Origin of the sequence: Stenotrophomonas sp. PS02298 (genome assembly GCF_029959445.1) — a bacterium.
Classification (GTDB): Bacteria; Pseudomonadota; Gammaproteobacteria; order Xanthomonadales; family Xanthomonadaceae; genus Stenotrophomonas.
The window spans coordinates 1-24,032 of sequence record NZ_JASCOR010000010.1 but is presented as its reverse complement, the minus strand read 5'-3'; the positions used below and the strand labels follow the sequence as shown (position 1 = coordinate 24,032).

Annotated in this window: 22 protein-coding genes; 8 read left to right on the top strand and 14 right to left on the bottom strand. The window is 64.1% G+C overall.

Annotation, left to right across the window (positions count from 1 at the left end):
- Positions 1–3: 3 nt before the first annotated feature.
- The 10 genes from QMX78_RS03065 to QMX78_RS03020 form a co-directional block, all read right to left on the bottom strand.
- Complete coding sequence (locus QMX78_RS03065) at positions 4–999, bottom strand: DUF4434 domain-containing protein (RefSeq protein ID WP_282266423.1); 996 nt, start codon at positions 997–999, stop codon at positions 4–6.
- A 408-nt stretch (positions 1,000–1,407) separates the two neighbouring features.
- Entirely contained in the window at positions 1,408–1,941 is a 534-nt protein-coding gene (locus QMX78_RS03060) for a lipocalin family protein (protein ID WP_282266421.1), read from the bottom strand.
- A gap of 14 nt (positions 1,942–1,955) precedes the next feature.
- Entirely contained in the window at positions 1,956–3,032 is a 1,077-nt protein-coding gene (locus QMX78_RS03055) for a class I SAM-dependent methyltransferase (protein ID WP_282266419.1), read from the bottom strand.
- Positions 3,029–3,814 carry a DUF1295 domain-containing protein gene (locus tag QMX78_RS03050; protein WP_282266417.1) on the bottom strand — a complete coding sequence of 262 codons (786 nt, stop codon included), beginning with the start codon at positions 3,812–3,814 and terminating at the stop codon, positions 3,029–3,031. The genes QMX78_RS03055 and QMX78_RS03050 overlap by 4 nt, the downstream gene beginning before the upstream one ends.
- Positions 3,811–4,359, bottom strand: coding sequence for a DUF2878 domain-containing protein (locus QMX78_RS03045; protein WP_282266416.1), 549 nt, complete (start codon positions 4,357–4,359; stop codon positions 3,811–3,813). The genes QMX78_RS03050 and QMX78_RS03045 overlap by 4 nt, the downstream gene beginning before the upstream one ends.
- 1 nt (position 4,360) lies before the next feature.
- Complete coding sequence (locus QMX78_RS03040) at positions 4,361–5,620, bottom strand: cyclopropane-fatty-acyl-phospholipid synthase family protein (RefSeq protein ID WP_282266414.1); 1,260 nt, start codon at positions 5,618–5,620, stop codon at positions 4,361–4,363.
- Complete coding sequence (locus QMX78_RS03035; RefSeq protein ID WP_282266412.1) at positions 5,617–6,384, bottom strand: DUF1365 domain-containing protein; 768 nt, start codon at positions 6,382–6,384, stop codon at positions 5,617–5,619. Before QMX78_RS03035 ends, QMX78_RS03040 begins: the two co-directional genes overlap by 4 nt.
- Positions 6,381–7,658 carry an FAD-dependent oxidoreductase gene (locus QMX78_RS03030; RefSeq protein WP_282266410.1) on the bottom strand — a complete coding sequence of 426 codons (1,278 nt, stop codon included), beginning with the start codon at positions 7,656–7,658 and terminating at the stop codon, positions 6,381–6,383. Before QMX78_RS03030 ends, QMX78_RS03035 begins: the two co-directional genes overlap by 4 nt.
- 1 nt (position 7,659) lies before the next feature.
- Positions 7,660–8,616, bottom strand: a complete 957-nt coding sequence (locus QMX78_RS03025) for an acyl-CoA desaturase (RefSeq protein WP_282266409.1) — start codon at positions 8,614–8,616, stop codon at positions 7,660–7,662.
- 77 nt (positions 8,617–8,693) lie between these two features.
- On the bottom strand, positions 8,694–9,467 hold the full coding sequence (locus tag QMX78_RS03020) for a hypothetical protein (protein ID WP_282266407.1): 774 nt from the start codon (positions 9,465–9,467) through the stop codon (positions 8,694–8,696).
- Positions 9,468–9,599: 132 nt separating this feature from the next.
- Between QMX78_RS03020 and QMX78_RS03015 the strand changes: the two genes are divergently transcribed.
- The 3 genes from QMX78_RS03015 to QMX78_RS03005 are packed head-to-tail and all read left to right on the top strand — an operon-like array spanning position 9,600 to position 11,598.
- The gene (locus tag QMX78_RS03015) at positions 9,600–10,223 is read left to right on the top strand and encodes a sigma-70 family RNA polymerase sigma factor (protein WP_282266405.1); all 624 of its coding nucleotides are present in this window, start codon (positions 9,600–9,602) and stop codon (positions 10,221–10,223) included.
- Positions 10,220–10,894 (top strand): ChrR family anti-sigma-E factor, encoded by a 675-nt coding sequence (locus tag QMX78_RS03010; RefSeq protein ID WP_282266404.1) that lies wholly within the window; start codon positions 10,220–10,222, stop codon positions 10,892–10,894. The genes QMX78_RS03015 and QMX78_RS03010 overlap by 4 nt, the downstream gene beginning before the upstream one ends.
- A 17-nt stretch (positions 10,895–10,911) precedes the next feature.
- Positions 10,912–11,598, top strand: a complete 687-nt coding sequence (locus QMX78_RS03005; RefSeq protein ID WP_282266403.1) for an oxidoreductase — start codon at positions 10,912–10,914, stop codon at positions 11,596–11,598.
- Between the two features lie 39 nt (positions 11,599–11,637).
- On the opposite strand, the gene QMX78_RS03000 is transcribed toward QMX78_RS03005, so the two are convergent.
- The 4 genes from QMX78_RS03000 to QMX78_RS02985 form a co-directional block, all read right to left on the bottom strand.
- Positions 11,638–12,123, bottom strand: a complete 486-nt coding sequence (locus QMX78_RS03000; RefSeq protein WP_282266402.1) for a TspO/MBR family protein — start codon at positions 12,121–12,123, stop codon at positions 11,638–11,640.
- A gap of 207 nt (positions 12,124–12,330) precedes the next feature.
- The gene (locus QMX78_RS02995) at positions 12,331–13,866 is read right to left on the bottom strand and encodes a TerC family protein (protein WP_282266399.1); all 1,536 of its coding nucleotides are present in this window, start codon (positions 13,864–13,866) and stop codon (positions 12,331–12,333) included.
- A 123-nt stretch (positions 13,867–13,989) separates the two neighbouring features.
- Positions 13,990–14,589, bottom strand: coding sequence for a TetR/AcrR family transcriptional regulator (locus tag QMX78_RS02990; RefSeq protein WP_282266398.1), 600 nt, complete (start codon positions 14,587–14,589; stop codon positions 13,990–13,992).
- A gap of 23 nt (positions 14,590–14,612) precedes the next feature.
- Positions 14,613–15,836: a multidrug effflux MFS transporter gene (locus QMX78_RS02985; protein ID WP_282266397.1), complete on the bottom strand. Its 1,224-nt coding sequence runs from the start codon at positions 15,834–15,836 to the stop codon at positions 14,613–14,615.
- Positions 15,837–16,302: 466 nt separating this feature from the next.
- Between QMX78_RS02985 and QMX78_RS02980 the strand changes: the two genes are divergently transcribed.
- The 5 genes from QMX78_RS02980 (at position 16,303) to QMX78_RS02960 (ending at position 23,953) form a co-directional block, all read left to right on the top strand.
- On the top strand, positions 16,303–16,818 hold the full coding sequence (locus QMX78_RS02980) for an RNA polymerase sigma factor (protein WP_282266395.1): 516 nt from the start codon (positions 16,303–16,305) through the stop codon (positions 16,816–16,818).
- Complete coding sequence (locus QMX78_RS02975; RefSeq protein WP_282266393.1) at positions 16,815–17,852, top strand: FecR domain-containing protein; 1,038 nt, start codon at positions 16,815–16,817, stop codon at positions 17,850–17,852. The genes QMX78_RS02980 and QMX78_RS02975 overlap by 4 nt, the downstream gene beginning before the upstream one ends.
- A 135-nt stretch (positions 17,853–17,987) precedes the next feature.
- Positions 17,988–20,921, top strand: coding sequence for a TonB-dependent receptor (locus QMX78_RS02970; RefSeq protein WP_282266391.1), 2,934 nt, complete (start codon positions 17,988–17,990; stop codon positions 20,919–20,921).
- Positions 20,922–20,932: 11 nt separating this feature from the next.
- On the top strand, positions 20,933–22,525 hold the full coding sequence (locus QMX78_RS02965) for an alkaline phosphatase D family protein (RefSeq protein ID WP_282266389.1): 1,593 nt from the start codon (positions 20,933–20,935) through the stop codon (positions 22,523–22,525).
- Between the two features lie 162 nt (positions 22,526–22,687).
- On the top strand, positions 22,688–23,953 hold the full coding sequence (locus QMX78_RS02960; protein WP_282266387.1) for a glutamate carboxypeptidase: 1,266 nt from the start codon (positions 22,688–22,690) through the stop codon (positions 23,951–23,953).
- The last annotated feature ends 79 nt before the right edge of the window (positions 23,954–24,032 follow it).

The following is a 24,032-nucleotide window of genomic DNA, read 5'->3' as shown; positions in this document are numbered from 1 at the left end:
CTGCTACAGCCGCCAGGCACGCCGCAGTGCTTCTGCTTGCGGCGTGTCCTGGGTAAGCCAGGGCTCCAGTGCGTAGACCAGCACATTGCCGGCACCGCTGTTGCGTGCCCACTGCAGCTGCTGTTGTACGCGTGCGAAATCGGCACTCTCGCCGCGAAACTGGGTGCCGTCGCCCCCCGCCGTTGGCAGTTCGTGGAACAGCTCGACGATGGCATCGAACGCGACGCCGCGCTCTTTGAAAAAAGCCAGCAAGGGCGCCAATGCCAGGTGGTCGTCTTCACCGGGCACGCCGACGCCATCCTGGATCATCGGCCGCAAGGTGGTCGTGGCCAGCACGCTTTCCCACAGGCTGACCAGGCTGCCATCGGTGGCCAGCCTGCTGTAGTAGGTGGATATGGCGCAGTCACCGCCGCGTGCCACTGCCGCCCGCTGCAAAGCCTGCAACCACTCCGCCAGCCATTGACAGCGTTGCGCGTCGGCCCAGTGGTATTGCTCCAGCTCATATGGCACGTACCAGCCGGCGAAGCGTCGTTGGCGCGGCAGGGTGGATTGCTGCAACCACTCATGTGCGCGTTGCAGGCTTTCTTCAAAGAAGGCGCGAAGCGCGGTTTCATCGGCGCTGATTGCCTGCCACCAACGTTGCTCGAATGGCAAGCCGACACGAATGTTGATGCCTGCCTGGTCGGCTGCGTTGAACAGCATGCGGAAACTGAAATCGGACAATTGCCAATCACCTTCGGTGCCGCCGAGGATGCCGCTCCATTGCACGACCAGCTGCCGACAGCCCACGCGCCGGGCCAGGTTCATCGACCGTTGCCAGTCCGCGGCTGTCCAGTTTGTGTGGTCCAGCCAAGGCTGCAGGAATGTGCCGTCTACCTGTTCCGGAAGCGAGCACCCCGGCAGGCCGGCCAGGGCCGCCATCGTTGGCGCCAACAACGCTGCCTGCAGCAAGCGGCGACGTCCAGGGGAGGTCGGCTTGGACAAAGGAGTTTCTATCATCGTGCGTATGATCGCAGGCTGGCGGGGACCATGACTACACAGTTCAGTGTTTCTTCCTGAACGTCAAGCCGGGTTGGAGCGTCATGGGTGGTTTGATATGACTGATCAACAACCGTGGCAGATGAAACACAGGCGTGGAAAACGTGTGTTTGCGCGGCGGTGCGGCATCGATGTTGATCGTACATGTCGCCTCCGCGTGAACCTGATCCAGACACTATCGGAGATCTGCGGTGGCGCAGGTTCCAAGGGAAGCGGCGACGTGCAGGCAGGAAATCACTCAAAGCCGATGGCGCCGCGGCTGATTGCCGCCATCGGCCTGATCGATACCGAGCGGAAGTGCCTCTGGTGGAAGTTCCAAAACCCTTCCCTGGCATGGGCCGGTCATGATGAGGCTCCCGTGTCGATGCATTACCGCGCCGACTGCGGCACCCGTCGCAGCCTGCTGACGTCATACCCCATCGCCTTGATGCGCTCCACCGCGCCCTGGTAGTCCGTTTCCGAAACCTGCGGGGTGCGCGCCATGTACCAGACGTAGTCGCGCTTGCTGCGGGCGACGATGGCCTGGCTGTAGCCCTCGTCCACCCAGGCGATGATGTATTCGGCCTGGATCGGCCAGATGAACTGCATGCCCCAGACTGCGCCATTGCCTTCGGCCTCGACCTTGCCGATGGGGTGCATTGATTTCAGCGGCGCCCGGAAACTGCCCTTGCGGTAGGTGAAGGTGGTCTGGATACGTCCGTCGGGCCGCGGTGCATAGCTTTCAACCGCATCGAAGGCGTAGCGTTCCGGACGCGACGGAATATGCGCGATCACATACCAGTCGCCCATGAAGCGCGGCACATCCACCGATGCCGGGCGCGGGATCGGGCGCGTGTCCAGGTTGCTGCAGCCAGCGCCGAACAAGGCGATGGACAGCATCGACAGCAGTGGGAGGGTTCGCATGCGCGTGTCCTTCTTCAGCGGGGACGGAACAGGTAGTGCGCCACCAGCCATTGCTGGCCGTCGTCGTAACCGAACAGCTCCGCGCAGGCCATCCAGAACATGCGCCAGCGCTGCCACCAGATACGTGCCGCGGCATCACTGCCGTAGGTCTGCGCCAGCAGCGGCATGAGCTGCTCGCGGGCGGCATCCTGGCGCTGCAGCCAATGGTTGGCGGTGCGTTGATAGTGGCGGCCATCCAGCAGCCAGCGCTGCTGCAGCTGCATGTCACGCTGGAAATGCAGCAGGGTATCGGCAGCCGGCATCAGCCCGCCGGTGAAGAAATGGCGCCCCATCCAGTTGTCCTCGCCCATCGTGTCGAACGGATACATATGCGTGCGATGGGCAAAGATATGCACGAACAAGGCGCCGTCCGGCTTCAGCCAGCGCGAGATGCGGCCAAGCAGGCGTTCGTAGTTGCGGATGTGCTCGAACATTTCCACCGAGACACAGCGGTCGAACGTGGCGGCAGGCAGCTGCAGTTGGTTGACGTCGATGGTCAGCACCTCGACGTTGTCCAAGCCACGTGCCTTGCACTGGGCGAGGATGTGCCTGCGCTGGCTGTGTGAGTTGGAGACTGCGGTGATGCGCGCGCCAGGATAACGCTCGGCCATCCACAAGGTCAGTGAGCCCCAGCCACAACCCAGCTCAAGGATGTGCTGGCCATTGGCGAGCCCGGCGCGTTGCCCGTACAGCTCCAGCATTGCGTCCTCGGCCTGATCCAGGGTCTCCGTGCCGGTGTGGTAGTAGCAGCTGCTGTACTTCAAGCGGTGGCCAAGGCAGGCCTGGAAGAACGCAGCAGGTACTTCGTAGTGCTGGCGGTTGGCAGCATCCACATGCAGGGCGAGTGGACTGCTGGACAACTCGGCGATGCGCCGGCTGAACCGCTCCGATTGCGCTTGCAGGCCTTCCTCCGATTCCTCCTCCAGTCGCTGTGCGCACAGGCGGCGGATACCCCAGCGCAGTGCGGCATCCGGCAGCCAACCGCGCTCGGCCCAGCCGGTCAGGCCGGGCTCGGCATGGATGGCGGAATCCAGTTGCGTGGCTGCATTCATGGTGATTGCTCCTTGGCGGTGCGGGGAAACCAGGGGAAGAACATCGGGGTGCTGCGCTGGTAAGCGCGGTAGTCTTCACCGCGGCTGCGTAACGCCTGCTTCTCGGTGAACGGCACGCCGCTCAGGTAGCGCAGGAACAGGTACATCAGCACCGGCCCGGTCCACGCCAGCCACCACAACGGCGAGCCGACGGCCAGCAGCACGTAGGTGAACCAGTGCAGCCATTCGAAGAAATAGTTCGGATGCCGCGAGTAGCGCCACAGCCCCTGCCGACAGGTGCGGCCTTTGTTGGCTGGCGCTGCACGGAAGCGCGCAAGTTGACGATCGGCGATGGACTCGCCGAGCACGCTCAGCAGCCAGACCAAACCTGCTGCCATCACCCAGATGTAGCCATCGGTGCGCGGATTGCTGGCCACCGCGAGGAACGGCAGCGCGAACAGAACTATCAGCAACGCCTGGGCAATGAAGAAGCCGAAGATCTTGCCCTGATGGCTGTGCCAATGTTCGCGCAGATACGTGTAGCGACCATCTTCGGACTCGTGTCGCACGCGCTGCCATAGATGCAGGGCAAGCCGGCTTCCCCACAATCCGCCGAGCACGGCCAAGCTGATGCGCGGCAACGCTGCGCCGTCGCCAAGCCACGCGAGCAGCAGCGCGGCGGCAGCCAGGCCCTTGGCCCAGAGCACATCGACGATGCCGATGTTGCGATGGCGGCGCTGCCAGGCCCAGCCCCAGAGCATGATCGCCACGGCGTACAGCAGTACCCAGCCCAGATTGTTCATGTGCAAGCACCTGTTGGTTGCCCTTGGGTTGAACTGCGGGTCCACCTGCGCGCGTTCGTGACCAGCAGCGTCAGCGCCACACTCCAGCCGATGCCAAGCAGCAGCAATCCATGCCAGGCGGGCGCGGCAAAATGCACGGCGTCAAAGCCGCGTGCAGCGGATAGATAGGCCAGCGGCGCCAACAGCAGGCCGAACGTTGCTGGCAGCGCCCAATGCCGTTGCAGGAAGGCCATCGACGAGGTCAGTGTCATCGCGAACGCGGCCCACAGCGCCATGATCCAGGGCGGCGGCGCCCAGCCGAACGGCGCAGCGGCATAGCCGACACGGCTGCTTACCGCCGCGAGCCCATCGACCAGCCAGGCGCACACCAGTGCGAGCAGCAGCAGGCGCAGCTCGGTCCGCGGCTGCGCGGCGCTGTAGAGCTGGCTGACGATGTAGAGCACGGAGGCCAGCAGCGCCGGCCACTGCCAACCCCGTCCGGCGCCGGCCACGGCGCACAGCCAGACCAGTTGGTTGCCGAGCAGGTTGAGAAGGGGCCGGCGCATGTCAGCTGATCAGCCCGGCGTTGGCGGCGGGTTGATGGCCGGGCCGGGCCAGCAACAGGTGCGAGACGCCGATCGAACGTTCCAGGAAGCCGCCCTCGCAGTAGGCAAGATAGAACTCCCACAGCCTGCAGAAGCGTGCGTCGAAGCCCTGTGCGTGTACCGCAGGCAGCTGCGCCATGAAGCGCTGGCGCCAGGCGCGCAGGGTCAAGGCATAGGAGTAGCCGAAGTCGTGCTGGGCCACCAGCTGCAGGTCGCTGGCGCGGGTCTTCGCCGCCAGGATCGCTGCGATCGAGGGAATGAAGCTGCCGGGGAACACGAAGCGCTTGATGTAGTCCACGCTGCGCCGAGCCTGTTCGTAGCGATGGTCCTCGATGGTGATCGCCTGCAGCAGCGCAACGCCATCGGGCTTGAGCAGGCGCTGCAGCGTGGCCATGTAGGTGTCCAGGTATTCGGCACCGATGGCCTCGATCATCTCGATCGAGACCAGCTTGTCGAACTGGCCCTCAAGATCACGGTAGTCCTGCATCAGCAGGGTGATCCGGTCCTGCAGCCCGGCCTCGTGCACGCGTTGCACGGCCAGTGCGTGCTGTTCGGCCGAGATCGTGGTGGTGGTGACATGGCAGCCGTAGTGCCGTGCGGCGTGCAGGGCGAAACCACCCCAGCCGGTACCGATCTCGATCACGCGGTCGCCGGCTTGCAACTGCAGTTGCTGGCAGATGCGATCGAGCTTGCGCTGCGAGGCGTGCTCCAGCGAGGTGCTCTCGTCGGCGAACAATGCCGACGAATACATCAGGTCTGGCGACAGGAACAGCGCGAAGAAATCGTTGCCGAGGTCATAGTGCGCGGCGATGTTGCGGCGGCTGCCTTCGCGGCTGTTGCGCCGCAGCCGGTTCCAGCCACGCAGCAGCCAGCCACCAATACGCGCGGGGCCGCGTTCCATGCCATCCAGCAGGTCGCGGTTGCGCACCAGGATGCGCACCAGCGTGACCAGGTCATCGCAACGCCAGTCGCCGTTGATATAGCTCTCGCCAGCGCCGACGCTGCCTTGTGCAGCGACCTTGCGATAGAACGCGGGATCATCAATGGTCACCGTGGCCTGCAGCTGAGCGGAAGCATCGCCGAGCACCACCTCGCCGAGCACGTCGTGCACGCGCAGGCAGCCCTCACGCAACGGTGCGAGTTCGGCCAGCAGCCGGCGCCGCAGCAGTGCATCCAGCGCACCGGGCTGTGGCAGGGCCACCGAGGAAGTCATCTGGTTCATCGCGTTTTCTCGGCGAGGGAAGGATGGTCATGGACCGGGTTGCGCTTGAGCCACAGCCGCAGTGCCTGCCAGTGGATGGCGGCGACCACCTGCAGCGTCATCAGCGGGTAGCAGGCCAGCACCCGCGCCAAACCGGCGCCATTGAGCGGGTGGCGCTGCATGGACTGGGTTGCGTCGAACTGGCGCTTGCCTTCGCGCCATACCTGCATATGCACCTGCAGGTCGTCATCGGGCGCGGTGAGGCGCCAGTCGTAGCGGCAATCCATCGCCATGAACGGCGAAACATGGAAGCACTTGTCGAACTGCCAGCGCAGCGCCCGGCCGTTGCTTAGCGCGGTTGCCGCGGGCAGTACATAGGCGTGGCGTTCTTTCCATGGCGTGTTGGTGATGTCCGCCACGATGCAGTCCAGGCTGACGCCATCGGCCCGGTAGCAGTAGTAGAAGCTGACCGGATTGAACACGTGGCCCGCAACGCGCAGATGGGTAAGCAGGCGCACCGGTCCGGCCGGCCGATGGCCAAGCACGGTTGCAGCGTGGTCTCTCACCGCATCGGCCAGCGGCTGCGCCGGATCGCCGAAATAGTCGCTGCGGCGGAACTCGGCCAGGTTGCGACGGTTCACCGACCACAGCCAGCGCCCGGCAAAGACCTGCTCCAGTTCGTCCAGGTCCAGCAGCAGCTGGGCGATCGGATAGCGGAACGCATGTGGATGCGGCAGATGGCGACGATGCACTACATGGCCGAGGTAGATCGCGCTGCTGGTCATGCGGTCGCCTCCGGCTGCGGCAGCCAGAATGCGTTGGGCCTGCGCGCAGTCAACGCATCCACCACGCGGCGGGCACTGCGTATGCCATCTTCGTGGAAGCCCCAGCCCCAGTACGCGCCGGCGAACCAGGTGTGGCGCTGGCCCTGGATATCGGCCCAGCACTGTTGTGCCGCCACGGCGGCGTGGTCATGCACCGGGTGTGCGTAGCGCATGCGCCGCAGCACCTTGGCCGGATCGATCCGTGCGCTGTCGTTGAGTGTCACTACCAGCGGCGTATCGCCTGGAAGTCCCTGCAGCAGGTTCATGCAGTAGCTGACCGTGCATGGTGCGTCGGTTGCGTCCGGCACGTGCGCATTCCACGCTGCCCACGCCTTGCGGTTGCGTGGCAGCAGGGACGCATCGGTATGCAGCACCACGTCGTTGTGCTGGTAGTTGATGGCGCCCAGTATCTGCTGCTCAAGCGGGTCCGCGTCATCGAGCAGGCGCAGGGCCTGGTCGCTGTGGCAGGCCATGATCACTTCATCGAAGCCCTCAACGCCTGCGGCGCTGTGGACCCACACCCCGTCCGCTTCGCGCTCAACCTTCCAGACCGCGCATTCAAGCCGTTCGCGCACTTGCCAGCGTGCCCGCAGGGCGTCGATATAGCGCGCCGAGCCGCCTTTCACCACGCGCCATTGCGGGCGTCCGCTGATCTGCAGCATCTGGTGGTTGGCCATGAACTGGACCAGGTAGCGTGCCGGGAAGTCCCGCACGGTTGCGGTCGGCGAGGACCATAGCGCTGATGCCATCGGCAGCAGGTGTTCCTCGACGAAGGCCTCGCCGTAACGCTGGCTGCGCAGGTACTCGCCCAGCGTGGGGCCGGCACCGCCATCCAGCAGCGCCGGTGCATCACGGTAGAAGCGACGCAGGTCACGCAGCATGCCCCAGAAGCGTGGCGACAGCAGGTTGCGCCGCTGGCAGAACAGGCCATCGAGCGAGGTCGCGTTGTATTCCACGCCGCTGCGCTCGCTGCACATGGAAAAACTCATCGTGGTCGGTTGCGAATCCACCCCAAGCTCATCGAACAGCGCGCTCAGCAGCGGGTAGTGCTGCGGGTTGAAGACGATGAAGCCGGTATCCACGGCCATCGGTATCCCGTCCACCTGCAGCGCATGGGTATGGGTGTGGCCGCCGAGGTAGTCATTGGCCTCGAACAAGGTGACTTCATGCGTGCCATCCAGCCACCAGGCGCTGGCCAGCCCGGCAATTCCCGAACCAATGACGGCGATACGCATGTCAGTTCCTCGCCTTGGCCAGCACCCAGGCCGGGATTGGCTTGAGCTCCTTGACCAGGCCCAGCAACGCCATCAACCGCAGGCCATACCAGGTCAGGTCGATCTCCCACCAGCGGAATCCCTGGCGCACCGTGCCGGGAAAGAAATGGTGGTTGTTGTGCCAGCCCTCACCGAAGGTGAGCAGCGCCAGCCAGAAATTGTTGCGGCTGTCATCGCGGGTGTCGAAGCGACGGTGACCGAAGCGGTGGGCCAGTGAATTGATGGTGACGGTGGCGTGGAACAAAACCACGGTGGAGATGAAGAATCCCCAGACCAGCAATTGCATGCCGGAGGTCTGCAGGGCCGGTGCCCAGCGTTCAAGCGTCGCGCCCAGTGCGTACAGGGCGGCGGCGAGCAGCAGTGGTACCACGGTGTCGAAGCGGTCCAGCCAGCGCAGTTCCGGGAAGCGGGCCAGATCCGGCACGCGCTGCAGGTCGGTGGCGAAGGCTTCGCGGGTCAGGAACCAACCGACATGGCTGCGCCAGAAGCCTTTCTGCTGCGGAGAATGTGGGTCCAGCGGCTGGTCGGCGTGCCGGTGGTGGTGCCGGTGGTGCGCCGCCCACCACAGCGGTCCGCGCTGCACGCTGGAGGCGCCGACAAGGGCGAACAGGAACTGCACCGCGCGCGATGTCTGGAAGGTGCGATGGGAAAAATAGCGGTGATAGAACGCGGTGATCGCGAACATCCGCACGGCATACAAGGTCAGCGCGACAGCAACTGCCGTCCACGACGCCCCGGTCCAGATCACCCCCAGGCAGCCGATGTGCAGCAGCGCGAAGGGCAGGGCGCGCATCCAATCGATGCGGTCGGCCAGCTGCGCATCACCAACGACGTCAGCGCTATCGGCGGTGTCGAACCAGCGCTGGATCGTACGCAGCAGGGCCACGCGTCGGCGGGGAAGGGGCGCTGCGGATGCCATGGCGCGTATCTCGAGAGGTTTCCTACCCTTCTCTACGGCGCGCGGCGCTGATTGGATGCAGCGTAATGAAGATTCCATCAGGATCCGCCCCGCGTGGCGATACAGCGCGGCACCAGCACCTGCTGCAGCTCGGCCTGCCATTGCGCCTGCGGACGCTCCACTGCCTTCTGTGCGAAGCGCACCGTCACCACCGGGTAGTCACCGCGGGCATCGCGCAGGTTGCTTGTTCCGTGGAACTCCAGCAGGCGCCGATCAGCATCGGCATAGACCAGCGCCAGACGCGGCGCGACCACCCCGTACCAGGCATCCAGTTGCACCTGGATAGACTGGGCATCGAGCCCCTGCCAGCGGATGCTGCCGACACGCTGCACCTGCACCGGGTAGTAGCGTTGGCGGCCGGGGACCAGGAACTGCAGGCTGAGCCGCTCGCCCTGCATCAATTGCTGCCAGTGCGCGCGCACGGCGGCGTCGAACCCTGCATCGATCACCGCATCGGCCGGAAGCGGAAGCCGCTGCGCCCGCGTTTTCGCCGCCGCGTCCTCTTTCCAGTTCAGTTGTACGACGCCTCCCGTCGCAGCAACGCTGGCGGTCTGGCCACTACGGCGATCCTCCCAGCGATAGCTGGGTGCCTGGGCGGAACCGTTGACCTGCATGTGCTTGCGCGCGAAGGGCTGGCCGTCGGGGCACAGGTAGTGCACCCAGCGCTCGGCTGCGTCCCCGGCGCCGCGTTGCCAATGTACCTCGCGGTAGGCCACTGCCCCGTCGCGGGTCGTGGCAACGCCTTCACCGCGCAGCAGCGGCGCTGCCGACGCCATGAAGGGCAGGAACAGCAACAGGCAGGCCATGCGCATTGGGGCATCCCGGAATGAGCTCTCCCTGCCTACGGGCGAGGCCAGCCGCTGGATGCAGGCACGGCGGTGCATCCAAACGCCGCCACCACGCGTAGGAAGGACAACACATTCACTGCAGCCCTGCCCACGCAGATGTACCCTGATCCCCGCAACCTCCCTTCCCCCTTAGACACCGCCCGGATCGTGTCCAGTTCACAGCAGCTGAGCAAAGAGCCAATGAACTGGGCCGGTGACATGGACGGTGTGGCGCGGCTGCGCGATCGCGACTGCTTCATGCGCATCTACGACCACTTCATGCCACGCCTGTGCGTCTACCTGCGTGGCCTGGGTGCGCCGGAGGCGGTGGCCGAGGAGCTGGCGCAGGAGTGCCTGCTGCGCTTGTGGCTGAGGGCCGCGGAATTCGACCCGGCACAGGGTGCGCTGAGTACCTGGCTGTACCGCATCGCGCGCAACCTGCACATCGATCGTGTCCGCCACGAGCGCAGCTGGACACTGGTGCAGGCGGCGGTGGAGAACGCGGCCGCAGCCGATGTGCTTGATCGCAGCAGCGCCGAGCAGTTCGCCGATCATGCGAGATTACGCCAGCGCATCAACGAGTTGTCGGCGGTGCAGGCGCGGTTGGTGCGGATGTCCTATTTCGAAGCAAAGAGCCACGGCGAGATCGCGCAGGCGTTGGGAATGCCCTTGGGTACGGTCAAATCACATCTGCGGCGGGCCTTCCTGCTGCTGCAGTCCAAGGTCGGAGGTGCGTCATGAATCCGCACCACCACCTGCACGAATCCACCTTGATGAGTTACGCCGCCGGCGCACTGCAGGCGCCGTTGAGCATTGTTGCCGGTACCCATCTTGAGCAGTGCCCGCACTGCCGTCAGCGTCTGCGTGATGCCGAGGCGGTCGGCTCGGCGTTGCTGGAGCAGACCCAGCCGGTGCTCGACGATACGCGGCGCGAGGCACTGCGCGCCGCCATGCTGGCGCAGCTGATGGACGTGGCCCCGCCCGCGATGCCGCCACCGGCGCGGCAGGCACCGCCGGAGCGGCCACAGGCCGACCCGGAGTATCTACCGGCATCGCTGCATCCGTATTTCGGCGACTCGTTGGCGAGCCTGCGCTGGCGCTGGATGGCGCCGGGCGTGCATTGCATCCGTGCACGGCAGATGCCGTCGCTGATCATGTTGAAGATCGCGCCGGGTAAATGCCTGCCCATGCACAGCCATGGCCGCAGTGAACTCACCCAGGTCCTGCGTGGTTCGTACAACGACGCGCTGGGGCTGTTCGCGCCCGGCGATGTGGCGGACCTGGATGCCGAGGTGGAACACCAGCCGGTGACCGCGCCCGGTGTGCCGTGCATCTGTGTTTCGGCACTGGATGCACCGCTGGTATTCAGTGGCTGGTTGGCACGCAAGGTGCAGCGCTTCGTCAAACTCTAGTTCGTACGGAGGGGTCAATGGTGAACGATGGTGGGCGCCTGAAGATCGTGTTGACCGGAGCCAGTGGACTGGTTGGTCAAGGCGTCGCGTTGGCCTGCGCTGGCTCCGTGCATGTAAGGCGCACGGTCGCGCTGGTGCGACACGCCGACGGCCTGGTCACGGCAACAGAGGAGTTGGTGTTGGAGAACTTCCTGCAGGCCCATCGTCGCCAGGCCGACCTGGTGGGCTTCGATGCCTGCTTCTATTGCGCCGGCGCTCCGCCCCTGGGCACAGCGGAAGACGCGTACCGGCGGGTCACGCTGGACACCACACTGGCTGTTGCGCAGACCTGGTTCGCAGCCAATCCACAAGGAATGTTCCTGTATGTATCGGGTGCGCACGCCAATCCAGAAAGCCACTTGATGCCGCTGCGCATCAAGGGCGAAACGGAGCGGGCACTGGCCCGGCTGACGGGACGTACGGTGATGCTGCGGCCGGGTGGCATACGGCCGGTCGCTGGCACCGGCAGCCGGCATGCGCTGTTGAAGCCGCTGTATGTGGTTGGTGGACCAATGATGCAGCTGGCAACAGCTGCCCTGCCGTCGGTGTTTACCAGCAATCTGGTTCTGGGCCGCGCGATGATCGCGTTGGCACGCATGCGTGATCCGCCCGCCGAAGTGGAATGCTCGCAGATCAATCAGCTCGGGAATGCCGACGCAGCCTAGGCCTGCTGCGGCAGCACGCCGACGCACGGGCTTTGCCGTTTACAGCAGCCCGGGATTCGCCTGCCAAACCGCGTAGTTGAGCATGCTGGCAAAGCCCACCCAGGCAAGGTAGGGCAGCAACATGCAGGCCGCGACCTTGTGGATACGCCAGAACGCAATCAGCGTGCCGACGATCAACATCAATAGCAGCAGGATATCGGCGAAAGCCAACGCGCCCTGTTTCCAGCCGAAGAACAGCCAGCTCCACAGCGTGTTGAGGCCGAGCTGCAGCAGGTACAGCGTCAGGGCCGGTGTCGCCGCACGCCAGCCGCGCTCTCGCCAGACAAGGAATGCCGCCAGCGCCATCAGCGCATACAAGGCGGTCCACACCGGCCCGAACAGGCTCGCCGGTGGCGCCCATGCAGGCAGCGCAAGACTGGCGTAGAAACTGGCGGCGGAGATGGAGGCCCGCGCACCAAGCGCTGCGGCGAGGAAGGTGACCAGGAACCAGCCAGAGAAGCCAAGGAGCTGTCTAGGTATCTGCATGGCGCTTGCTCGTCCTTTCCGGCGTGATCAGATGCCGCTTGTACGCAGCAGTGCAGGGTTTGGATGCAGTGATGACAGCCAATGATGCTGATCGGTGCCTGGATCACCTCGGCAGGCCAGCCCACCTGCCTTGCATCCTGGCCTGAATCGGGACGGTTTTCAGGACGCGCACGGCTGCATGTGGCAGCCGTGCCGTCCCGGCGGTGGTTACTGCTTGTCGATCGCGGAGATTCGTGTCTTGCCGATTCGCCTGCCTTCCAGATCAATTACCTGCAGGCGCCAGCCAGTCGACTCAACGGTATCGCCAGCCACCGGCAGCCGCTCCAGCGCATGCAGGAACAAGCCGGACAAACTGACATACATCGGGCTTCGTTCCAGCGTGATGCCGGTGATGCGCTCCACGTCTTCAATCGACATGGACGCATCCACGATCCAGCTGCCGTCCACCTGTTCGGCGCCGAAGTCGGCGTCGCGGGTATCGGCAAGATCGCCCGCAATCGCCGCCAGCAGATCGTTGGCGGTGACCAGGCCCTGCACGCTGCCGTATTCGTCGACCACCACCGCCAATGGAATCGGATGCTGCTTGATCCGCTCCAACGCACGCAGCGCGGTCGCGCCTTCCGGCAGGGTCAGCGGCTCGCGCAGGTAGTCGGCCAACACCAAGGGCTTGCCGGCGAGCACGCCCGCCAGCAGGTCGCGGCTCTGCACCACGCCTTGCAGGTTATCCAGCTCGCCATCGGCCACCAGCAGACGGGTATGCGGCGAGGCCATCAGCTGCGCGGTGGTGTGCTCCGGTCCCTTGCCCAGATCGATCCATTGGATATCGGCACGCACCGTCATCACGCTTGCGACCGAGCGGTCGGCCAGGGCCAGCACGCCGCGGATCATGTCGTGCTCGGATGCCGCAAGACCAGATGGCAGCTGATCCGCTGGCTCGTGGCTCTCACCGGCAACGGCCTGCGTCGGGCGTGAGCCCAGCAGCTTGAGCACCGCGTTGGAGGTGCGCTGCCGGAAGGACAGGTTCTGTGCGTGCTTCTCGCGGTTGAACTGCGTCCACTGGTTGAAACCCTCGATCAGGATCGAGAAGGCGATGGCTGCGTACAGATAGCCCTTGGGAATCTTGAAGCCCAGGCCTTCGGCCACCAGGCTGAAGCCGATCATCAACAGGAAGCCAAGGCACAGGATCACCACCGTCGGATGACGGTTGACGAAACTGGTCAGCGGCTTGCTGGCCAGCATCATCACGGCCATCGCGATGGTCACCGCGGCGAACATCACGCCGAGGTTGTCGACCATGCCGACCGCGGTGATCACCGAGTCCAGCGAGAACACCGCATCCAGGATGACGATCTGCGTCACCACCAGGCCGAAGCTGGCGTATACCTTGTTGTCGCCGGCTTCATGCGAGCGTCCTTCAAGCCGCTCGTGCAGTTCCATCGTCGCCTTGAACAACAGGAACAGGCCGCCGACCAGCAGGATCAGGTCGCGGCCGGAGAACGCGTGGTCGAATACGGAGAACAGCGGCGTGGTGAGCCGCATGATCCAGGACAGCGTGGCCAGCAGGCCCAGTCGCATCAACAGCGCCAGGCTCAAGCCGATGAGGCGGGCCTTGTCACGCTGGTGGGGAGGAAGCTTGTCCGCAAGGATCGCGATGAAGACGAGGTTGTCGATGCCGAGGATGATTTCGAGAACGACAAGTGTAGAAAGACCCATCCAGATTGTTGGGTCGGATAACCATTCCATGCAGTGTTGGGGTAGCGGAGGAACCCCGATCATCGCACGCTGCGGCGACGTGATTCATTCAAGTCAGCCGATTTGTACGATTGTTCATTTGCGCATTCATGCGATTTCAGTGGCGCTGAATTGTCATGCAGGCAACGACAAGCGCAGCTGCAGGGAGTCCATCAAGACCTGCCACATCGCGTCGCGCCGGGCTTTCATCGGTTCCGGTCCATCGTAGACAATTTCAACGTACAGGCTCTCGACGATGCCGACGTAGGTGAGGCCATAGCGTTTGGCGTGGTCGTCTGACAATGGCGTGGATGAGCATTCGTGCAACTGGCGTAGGAAACCCTCACGGACAAGTTCAAGAAACTGCACATACGTCCGGCCGATGATGTCCCTGTACGTTGCCGGTGGCAGGAACACCGTGCGCAACAGATAGCGCAGGTGCACCGATTCCTCGTAGCGGTGGGCAATGGCGCGCACATAGACCGCGCCTGGGCCTGCCGCTGTGGCCGCGCCGGCCAGCGCCTGCACCACGTAAGCGCTTTCGATTGCCATGGCGTCTTCCAGCACCTGCAGATACAGCGCGTCCTTGCTGGCGAAGTGCGAGTACAGCGAGGCTTTCCTGATTCCGATGGAGGCGGCGATGTCATTCAGCGATGCGCCGTCGTAGCCATGGATGGCAAAGTGGGCGACGGCAGCTTCACACACGCGATCCGCTGCCGGGGATCGATTGCTCATTGATGTTTTCTCCTGCAGGTCCATCAGTGTTGCAGATCGACCTGGATTCCGCTCCTGCTAACCATCCGTGCGCTGGCGCAGGTCAGCGCTGCGGCGACGATGCCGGATGCCGCCAGGAGGCCCAGCCAGTATGCAGGGCCATTGGCGGCCATCATCGCAGTGAGCGGTGTTGCGATGGCACCGAGCATCAGCGGTACCGCACCGAGCACGGCGGCGCTGGCGCCCAGCGCGGTGCTGCGGGTTGCGAGTGCGATCGACATCAGGGTCGCTTCGGCAATGCCAAGTCCACCAAGTGCCAGGAACATGCCCGCGATGATGCCGGGCAAGCCGGTCCCGCTGAGGCTGGAAACCAGTCCTATCAGAGCACCGGAAAGCATTGCCAATACCCCCGTCAAAGCCAGCGTATCGATGCGGAAGCGGGTTACCAGCTTGGCGCTGCCCAGCGCGCCAAGCAGCACTGCCAGGCCCGTTGCACCGAACAACAGACCGAAATCACGCGGGGAAATCCCGTAGTTGGTCTGGTACACGTAGGAAGCGCCACCGATGTATGAAAAGAGGAAGAAGAACACCAATGCCAGCGACAGGCCTGGCAATACGAAGCTCCGTGAGGACAGGATCTCGATATAGGTGCGCAACACGCCAGCCATGTTGAGTGCGGAACGCTTCTCGCGCGGCAGGGTTTCCTTGAGGTTGAGCAGGCAGTTGGCCAGCACCACGGTGCCGAGCAGTGCCAGCGTCACGAACACCGCCCGCCAACCGTAGCTGTGGCCTATCAGTCCGCCAACGGCGGGGGCCAGTACCGGGCCAAGCCCCTGAATGGTCATCAGCAATGCGAACAACTGGGCCGCCGCCACGCCCTCGGCAATATCGCGCACGCTGCTCATCGCGGTGACCAAGGCCAGTGATGCGGCAAGCCCCTGGATGAAGCGAGCCAATACCAGACTTTCCACAGAGCCTGCTGCTGCAGCCCATAGCGAGCTCGCCACGAACATCAGCACCGCCACCAGCAGCGGCCGCAGCCGGCCCAGCGCGTCGATGACCGGTCCGAATACCAGTTGGCCGGCGCCCATTGCCAGCAGGAAGACGGTGAGCGTCAGTTGCATGGTCGAGAAAGACGCGCCCAGTTCAGTGGCCATCACCGGCAGCGACGGCAGGTACATGTCGATGGCAGCGGGCCCGAGCAGGGTGATCAGACCAAGAGCGAGCGTGATGTTCGAGCGTGGCTGGGGACTAGGGGCAGTGGTCATTGCAGGTTTTCCGGAAGACGTCTGTTGTTGCTTCGGGTCGATTCAATCAAAGACTACCTATCGGTAGGTAGTCTCCGGGGCGTAAGATAGGCTGTGCTTCCCGGGGTGTCAATTGTTCAGGGCTTCAGCTGCAAGCCGGCCGCTCGGGCACGCCGGCGTTGCGATCACGTGATTGGGTAAACGAGCCACACCGATGCAGGGTCTGGCTTGTGGCTGACGAGCTACGGCGCCAATCCAAAGACGAGCCGGCAAAGCAGGCCGTCGTGGGTTGTTGGGCGGCCTCAGGTCCGTTGGCAATCATCGCTGGCACGTTGCTGCAGGGCCCGGTTGGAAACGCGCGCATCCGTAGCAGCAGTCAGCGCCGCAGCGACGTCAGCCGTCATTTCAATTCCCGGTGATGCAATGCTGCTGTCATCTCCGCGCGCCACCATCTGCCGCTTTATCGGCGGCGGGACCTTGGGTTGTCGTGAAAAGCGCCAGGATCTGGGAGCAGGGCTATGAGCTGCGCCGACGCTTGCTGCGGGGATTCTTCCTGCGCCGGGGCTCCCACGCCGATGATGCCGAGGATCTGGCGCAGGAGGTCTACCTGCGGCTGCTGCGTCGCAGTGACGACGATGCCGAGGCCATTGCCAATCCAGAAGGCTATCTCTTCGCGGTCGCCGCCAACCTTGCCCGCGAGCACGCGCGCACGCAATCCGCGCGTCCACCGCTGGACGATGTCGATCTGCTTGCCGAGGTGCTGAAGAGCGAGGAAGACATCGAGGGCGAGTTCGAGCAGGTGCAGCGTTGGAGTGATATCCGCAGCGCCATCGCGCGCTTGCCTGCCACCACCCGCCGGGTGATGGAGCTGCACTATCGCGAAGGCGTGGAATGCCTGCAGATCAGCGCGCAGCTTGATGTGTCCGTGCACATGGTGCGCAAGCATATAGGCAAGGGGCTGGAAGCCTGCCGGCAGGCCCTTGGCACCAGGGAGGGTGCATGAACCCGGATATCACCGATTGCATGGATGGAAGTGTTGCCGAGCAGGGCGTGCAGTGGTTCCTGATCAACCGCGACGGGGCGCTGAGCGACGTACAGCGGCGCGCATTCCTGGCCTGGCTGCGGCGTTCACCGGAGCATGTGCGTGCCTATCTGCGTGCGCTCGATCTGCACCGGCAGGTAGGCGAGGCGATGCCGGCAGCATCTTCCGACCTGCTCGAAGGCATGCTGATGGAGGCGGGCGCACGCCGACCGACGGCCAAGGTGGTGCCCTTGTTTGCCAGAAACGCTGTCAGCAACGCAGTTCCGGCGCGACGTGGACGGCGCCGCTGGGCTGCCTTGGCCGCGGCTGCCTGCCTGGTGCTGGTGCTGGGGGCGTCATTGTCACGCCTTTGGCCGCAGGAGCAGGTGTTGGCAGCAGGGCACGGTGAACTGCGTGAACTGGTGCTGGCAGATCGCACCGAGGTGCGGTTGAACGCGGACAGCGCCATCCGTGTGCGCATGGGCTGGTTGGATAGACGGGTGGAGCTGCTGCGCGGTGAAGCCAGTTTCGATGTGGCACCGGACCGCCGCGCATTCGAGGTGCAGGTAGGCGAGTTGCGGGTGCGCGATATCGGCACCGTGTTCGATGTGTCGCGGCGGCTGCAGAACACCCGTATCGGCGTGGTCTCCGGCGAAGTCGAGGTCTGGCGGGGTGACTCGGATCAGCAGCGTCTTGCCCGGCTGGTCGCGGGCCGCGTGGTGCTGGTGGACAACGATACCGGTGCGGTGCAGCCCTTGGACATGCCTGCATCGATGCTGCTGGATTGGCAGCATCGCAAGGTCTCCTTCCTGGACGAACGTCTGGATGAAGTTGCGGCAGCATTCAATCGCCATAACCGGGTGCAGGTCGTGATCGAGGACGACGCAGCGGCGGCCATGCGCCTGTCCGGCAGTCTGGATGCAGACCGTATCGTGGCGCTGCAGGCATTCCTTGCCCGCGACCCGCGCTTCAAGGTGCAGCGCCGTGGTGACACCGTGCATGTCCATAGCCGCTGAAGGCAGCGCGTTGGGCCTGTAAGAAAAAATTCATCGAATCAGCGTTCTCCACTTCGCCGCAGCACCGCTCTTACTAGGGGAAGCCGACGTCACCTGCCGACGCGGTACATGCAATCTCCCTCCTTAGGAACCGTGATGCGGAAGAAGCTCTACCTGTCGGTCGTACTTGCACTATCACCCTGCATTGCCGTGCCGGCACTTGCCGCCACGGATGGACTGGAAGCGAAAGTGACGACCGCGATCCCGGCGCAATCGCTGGGTCATGCGTTGGAGCAGTTGTCGCGCAGTGCCGGCGTGCAGTTCCTTTACTCACCCACCGGCGCGCCGCGCATGGCAGCGGCGGTGCCGAGCGGCGCCACCGTCAAGCAGGCGCTGGAGGTACTGCTGGCTGGCAGCGGGTTGAGCTACAGCGTGGTGGACGGCAACGTCATCGCCATCGATCCAGCGCCCGCCAAGCCAGCCCCTGCGCAGCCCGCGCCAGCGGTGCCACGTGCTGCAGAGGCGGCCGCCGCGCCTACCCTGGGGACGGTGACGGTGATTGCCGCACATGAGGTCATCGACCAGAAGAAGCAGTCGCCGGTGATCAAGGATTCGGTGATCTATGACGAGATGGACAGCTATGGCGACGAGACCCTGGCCGAGAGCCTGATGGCCGCGCCGGGCTTGAGCGCGGTGGAGGACGCCGGCGAGCCGCGTTACGTCACCGTGCGCGGCGTGCAGGCCAACCTCAACTACACCACCATCGACGGCATCGCCATTGCCAGCGTCGGCGGCAGCGGCTCCGGCGAGCGGATGAACAACCTGCAGCTGATTCCCAGCGACATCGGTACCCGCACCGATATCTACAAGAGCTTCAGTGCCGAGCAGGCACCGGATGCCATTGGTGGCGTGATCGACATCATCAGCCGCAGCGCGTTTGATCGCTCCGGGAAATATGTATTCGCCGACGTGGCGGGTATCTACTCAACCGCCGAGACCGATGTCGGCCGCAGTGCCGGCGGTGACCACAAGACACTTGGGCACTTTGGCAAGAGCGCCAAGATGGTGTTCTCCAACCAGTTCGGCGCTGACCAGCAGTTCGGCATCGTCGCGGTGGCCCGCTATGAGCAGCGTTCGCGCAACAGCATCAAGCGCTGGGTCGAGTCCAACTACTACTTCAACGACGCGGGCAAGTACCTGACCGATGGCACCACCGCGCCTACCGAAGCGGCCGGTTGGAACGGCCTGCGTGCACCGGGAAACTTCAGTACCGGCACCTATACCAACTTCATCACCAACTTCGGTGGCTCGGCCAAGCTGGAATGGAAGCCGAGCGACGATCCCTTCTACGCGTCGTTGTTGCTGTACTCGTACCGCTTCTACGAGAACTCGACGATGAACAAGACCGATCTGTATTCCAACGCGAAGTTTGCGATCCGTGATCAGACCGCCGATGGCGGCACCACCCAGATCAACAGCATCTACATCAAGAACCGCCACGATCGCTGGGACCGCAACAACCGCGGTGCGATCGCCAATTTCAACTGGGATATCGGTGCGCTGACCAGGCTGACCCTGCGCGGCGGCCACACCGAGGAGACCTTCGACAATACCCAGGTCTATTGGGGCGTGCGCGCCTACCCGAGCAATCTGTTCGTGGACTACGCCAATGACAAGCACGGTTTCCCGAACGCCGTGGGCGTGTCCGACCCGAGCCTGCTGACCAGTTCCAGCTTCAAGCTCAATCCGGCACAGGCCTATGTGTCGCCGCGCGAAGCGAAGGAGACCATCGACAACCTGCGCCTGGATTTCAGCCACAACATCGATGCCGATGCGCGCGGATTCGGGCTGGCCGCGGGCGCCGAGTACCGCCACCTCAACATCTGGCAGGACATCGATTTCAACTACTACAAGACCAGCGCGACCTTGAATGACTACCTGTATCCGGGTTCGACGCTGCTTGGCTCGGTGCCTGGCTTTCCGCTGATCGACAACAGCAAACTCACCGAGGAGCTGGTGCCGACGCTGGACAACAACAACTCGGCCTATCCGAACGCGAACTTCACCAGCGACTACAAATACGTCGAGGACATCGCCAATGCCTATGTGTCCGCCCACTATGCATGGGATCGGCTGCTGCTGATCGGCGGCCTGCGCTACGACCACACCCGCTTCGATGCGTTCAGCCCGTACAGCAACAACGGCGGCAGCACTTACACCGCCGATTTCCTGAAGACCAGTGGCGGCTACAGCGACCTGCTGCCTTCGCTGAACGCCAGTTTCAAGCTCAGCGAGAACCAGCGCCTGCGCTTCTCGGCGAGCCGGACGTTGGGCCGCCCGACTCCAAGCAACATCGCCCAGGCCACCAACAGCAGTTGCGCGGACGATGACGATGGCCGGGGCTATTGCACGATCAAGCAAGGCAATGCCGGGCTCGATCCGCGCCGCTCGACGAATCTGGACCTGGCCTGGGAGAAGTACTTCAACGGCAACAACGGCATCGTCTCGGTTGCCTTGTTCGACAAGGTGATCAAGGACGACATCTATACCTTGACCACCTTCGAGGATATCGGCGACACCACCTACCGGGTTACCCAGCCGATGAACACCGACGAGTCGCGGCTGCGCGGCGTCGAGTTCGCCATCGCCAACCGCAACCTGCGTTGGGGACGTCACCGCTTCGACATGTTCTTCAATGCCACCGGCCTGGACGGGCAGACCAACTACAGGATCAGTGACGGCACATCGCGGCGCCTTGATCGCCTGTTGTACCAGCCGGATTGGTCGCTCAATGGCTCGGCGATCTGGCGCATGCCGTGGAACAGCGCCCAGCTGCGGGTTTCCGGCAACTACCGCAGCCGCATGCTGGTCGACTTCGGTGATACCGAATGGCTCGATTCCTATTACGACCCGTACATGACCTTCAACCTGGCTTTCAGCCACAAGATCAGCAAGCACGTCACGCTGAAGTACGAGGCCAAGAATCTTTTCAACATGCAGCCGACGTACAGCACCGGTCCGAACGGTCGCTTCCGTACCGAGATCGATGACTACGGCCGCTTCTACTACTTCCACATCATCTACAACTGAGGACGCGGCCCGTGGACAACTTCAATCGCAGGCGTTTCCTCGCGCTGTCCGGTCTGTCGGCGTTTGGTGCGTGGATGGGCACCGCATCGCTGGCCGCACGGGCCGACGCCAGCGCGCTGAATCCGCGCAACCTGCTGGCATCGCCGCGCTTTGCCAGCTCGCCGTTCACGCTCGGGGTGGCGTCCGGTGACCCCAGCCCCGATGGCATGGTGTTGTGGACGCGGCTGGCGACCGAACCCTTGGTCTTCGGCGGCGGCATCACGCCGCGGCCGATCCCCGTGCAATGGCAGCTCGCTGCCGATGATGGCTTCCGTCGCGTGCTGCGGCAGGGTTCGGCACTTGCGCATCCCGAGCTCGGTCATGCCTTGCATGTGGAGCTGCAAGGGTTGGAGCCTGGCCGACCGTATTGGTACCGTTTCACCGTTGGCGGCCATGAAAGCGCGGTAGGCCGCACCTGCACCTTGCCTGCGGCAACGGCGCAGGTGGACAGGGTCCGCTTCGCGGTGGCTGGTTGCCAGCACTTCGAGGAAGGGCATTTCACTGGCTGGCGCTGCATCGCCGAGGAGCCGCTGGATTTCGTCTTCCACTATGGCGACTACATCTACGAGGGCGAGAGCCAGCCTGGCGTGCGGCGGATGAATGGTCAGCCTTTCACCAACCTGCGCAACCACGTTGGGCCGCAGATCTACACCCTGGATGACTATCGGCGGCGCTATGCGCAGTACAAGAGTGATGCCGACCTGCAGGCCGCGCACGCCGCCGCACCGTGGTTCGTGACCTTCGATGACCACGAGGTGGACAACAACTGGGCGGGAGCGGAGGACCAGGATGGAACCCCGAGCGAAGTGTTCCTGCTGCGGCGCGCACAGGCGTTCCAGGCGTACTACGAGAACATGCCGTTGCGCCGTTCTGCATTCCCGGTCAGCGGGCATATGCAGCTGTATCGGCGTGCGCGCTACGGCAACCTGATGGACCTGCATCTGCTTGATACCCGCCAATACCGCAGCAAGCAGGTGGACATGGCCGCGCGCGAGCAGGTCGAGTCGCCGGCACGCAGCATCGTCGGTGCGCAGCAGGAGCGCTGGTTGTTCGATGGGCTGGCGGATGCGGCGCCACGTTGGCATACCATCGCCCACCAGGTTTCGCTGGGCAATTACGCGCGCGAGAAGGATGGACAGGTGGTGTCATCGGATGACCAATGGTCCGGCTATCTGGATAGCCGCCGGCGGCTGCTCGGCCATATCCAGACGCTGGGCTTCAACAACGTGGTTGCCGCATGTGGGGACGCGCACCGGCACTACGCGAGTGACCTGGTGCAGGACAACGCCGATTCCGGGGTGATCTCCAGCGAATTCCTGGCCACGTCGATCAGCTCCGGCGCCGATGGCCAGGGCGTCGATGCGATGGCGCGCACTACGCTGCAGCACAGTCCGCACCTGAAGGCCACCACCGACAAACGCGGCTATGTGTTGTGCGACGTGACCCGCGACGCCTGGGTGGGCGACATGAAGACGCTCGACCAGGTCATGCAGCCCGACGGCAAGCTGGAGAGCTGGAAGCGCTATGCGGTGGCGCATGGTCGGCCGGGCTTGCAGGAGGCCTGAGAGCACCGTCATCCGCTGAAACTCACGGATCATCTCGCTGCCAGCAATGCGGGCGTGATGTGGGAAGCCGTGGTTCCAGCGGATGGCCCGTTCCTGTGCGCCAGGGCTCCCTATCGTCACCGTGTCGCTGATAGGCTACGGCGGCGACCACAGGAGCAGGCCATGAGAATTTCACGCAAGGCGGTTTTCAGCGGATTACTGGCTGTAGGTTCTTTCGCAGCGCAGGCGCAGGCGGCACAGCTCGATGCGCAGTTGCGGGCAGCGGCGACGGCCCAGCAGCCAGCAGTGATCGAGACACTGCGCGAGCTGGTGCTGATGGAGTCCGGTTCCACGGATCATGAGGGGGTCGGCAAGGTGATGGCCTATCTCGACAAGCGGCTGCAGGCGCTGGATGCGAAGGTGGAGCGGGTCCCGTCGGCAACCGGCGGCCCGGATCTGGTGCGTGGCACCTTCAACGGCACTGGCAAGTTGAAGGTGATGTTGATCGCCCACGCCGATACGGTCTACGACCGCGGCATCCTTGAGAGGGAGCCGTTCCACCAGAAAGGCAACCTGTTGTATGGCCCGGGTATCGCCGACGACAAGGGTGGCATCGCGGTGATCCTGCATTCGCTGGCCTTGCTCAAGGCGCGCGGGTGGAACGATTACGCGACGGTTACGGTTTTGTTCAATCCGGACGAAGAGATCGGCTCGCCGGGCTCAGGTGAAACCATTGCCAAGCTGGCCGACGAGCACGACGTCGTGCTGTCCTTCGAGCCATCGGCGGCCAAGGCGGTGATCGAAAGCGAAGGCGTGTTGCTCAGTGCCGCCGGCACTTCGCAGGTGCGGATGACGGTGCAGGGCTTGTCCGCACACGCAGGTGCGGCGCCGGAACAGGGCCGCAACGCACTCGTCGAACTGGCCCACCAGATCATCCAGACCAAGGATGTGGCCGTCGGGGTGCCGGGTGCGCAGCTCAACTGGACGACGGCCAATGCCGGCACGGCGCGCAACCAGATTCCGGAACGCGCCGAAGTGGGTGGCGATGCACGGGTCACTCAGGCCGACAGCAATGCCAACCTTCTGGCCGCATTGCAGGCCAAGGTCAAGCAGAGCCACGTGGTGCCGGATACCACCACCACGGTGACGCTGGAGCCGCTGCGCCCGATCTACGTTGCCGGTGAGCGTGGTCGAGCGTTGGCGGACCTGGCGCAGGAGATCTATGCCGAACTGGACGGGCGCAAGCTGCTGATGCATCCCACTACCAACGGTGGTACCGATGCGGGCTTCGCTGGCCGCTCTGGTCATGCCGCGGTGCTGGAAGGCCTGGGGCTCGCAGGCTGGGGGTATCACGCACGCAATGAATTCATCGAGATCGACTCGATCCCGCCACGCCTGTACCTGGCATCGCGGATGTTGATCGAGCTTGCCAAGCGCGCGCCGAACTGAATTCTCGGCGCGTCAGTTGGCCTTGTGCAGAGCAAACCGGGGTCAGAGTGGGGTTTCGACACGAAACCCCACTCTGACC

Bases quoted from the DNA above. Each gene is read 5' to 3' on its own strand.
- QMX78_RS03065 (WP_282266423.1), bottom strand. From the start codon at position 999: ATGATAGAAACTCCTTTGTCCAAGCCGACCTCCCCTGGACGTCGCCGC.
- QMX78_RS03060 (WP_282266421.1), bottom strand. From the start codon at position 1,941: ATGCGAACCCTCCCACTGCTGTCGATGCTGTCCATCGCCTTGTTCGGC.
- QMX78_RS03055 (WP_282266419.1), bottom strand. From the start codon at position 3,032: ATGAATGCAGCCACGCAACTGGATTCCGCCATCCATGCCGAGCCCGGC.
- QMX78_RS03050 (WP_282266417.1), bottom strand. From the start codon at position 3,814: ATGAACAATCTGGGCTGGGTACTGCTGTACGCCGTGGCGATCATGCTC.
- QMX78_RS03045 (WP_282266416.1), bottom strand. From the start codon at position 4,359: ATGCGCCGGCCCCTTCTCAACCTGCTCGGCAACCAACTGGTCTGGCTG.
- QMX78_RS03040 (WP_282266414.1), bottom strand. From the start codon at position 5,620: ATGAACCAGATGACTTCCTCGGTGGCCCTGCCACAGCCCGGTGCGCTG.
- QMX78_RS03035 (WP_282266412.1), bottom strand. From the start codon at position 6,384: ATGACCAGCAGCGCGATCTACCTCGGCCATGTAGTGCATCGTCGCCAT.
- QMX78_RS03030 (WP_282266410.1), bottom strand. From the start codon at position 7,658: ATGCGTATCGCCGTCATTGGTTCGGGAATTGCCGGGCTGGCCAGCGCC.
- QMX78_RS03025 (WP_282266409.1), bottom strand. From the start codon at position 8,616: ATGGCATCCGCAGCGCCCCTTCCCCGCCGACGCGTGGCCCTGCTGCGT.
- QMX78_RS03020 (WP_282266407.1), bottom strand. From the start codon at position 9,467: ATGCGCATGGCCTGCCTGTTGCTGTTCCTGCCCTTCATGGCGTCGGCA.
- QMX78_RS03015 (WP_282266405.1), top strand. From the start codon at position 9,600: ATGTACCCTGATCCCCGCAACCTCCCTTCCCCCTTAGACACCGCCCGG.
- QMX78_RS03010 (WP_282266404.1), top strand. From the start codon at position 10,220: ATGAATCCGCACCACCACCTGCACGAATCCACCTTGATGAGTTACGCC.
- QMX78_RS03005 (WP_282266403.1), top strand. From the start codon at position 10,912: ATGGTGAACGATGGTGGGCGCCTGAAGATCGTGTTGACCGGAGCCAGT.
- QMX78_RS03000 (WP_282266402.1), bottom strand. From the start codon at position 12,123: ATGCAGATACCTAGACAGCTCCTTGGCTTCTCTGGCTGGTTCCTGGTC.
- QMX78_RS02995 (WP_282266399.1), bottom strand. From the start codon at position 13,866: ATGGAATGGTTATCCGACCCAACAATCTGGATGGGTCTTTCTACACTT.
- QMX78_RS02990 (WP_282266398.1), bottom strand. From the start codon at position 14,589: ATGAGCAATCGATCCCCGGCAGCGGATCGCGTGTGTGAAGCTGCCGTC.
- QMX78_RS02985 (WP_282266397.1), bottom strand. From the start codon at position 15,836: ATGACCACTGCCCCTAGTCCCCAGCCACGCTCGAACATCACGCTCGCT.
- QMX78_RS02975 (WP_282266393.1), top strand. From the start codon at position 16,815: ATGAACCCGGATATCACCGATTGCATGGATGGAAGTGTTGCCGAGCAG.
- QMX78_RS02970 (WP_282266391.1), top strand. From the start codon at position 17,988: ATGCGGAAGAAGCTCTACCTGTCGGTCGTACTTGCACTATCACCCTGC.
- QMX78_RS02960 (WP_282266387.1), top strand. From the start codon at position 22,688: ATGAGAATTTCACGCAAGGCGGTTTTCAGCGGATTACTGGCTGTAGGT.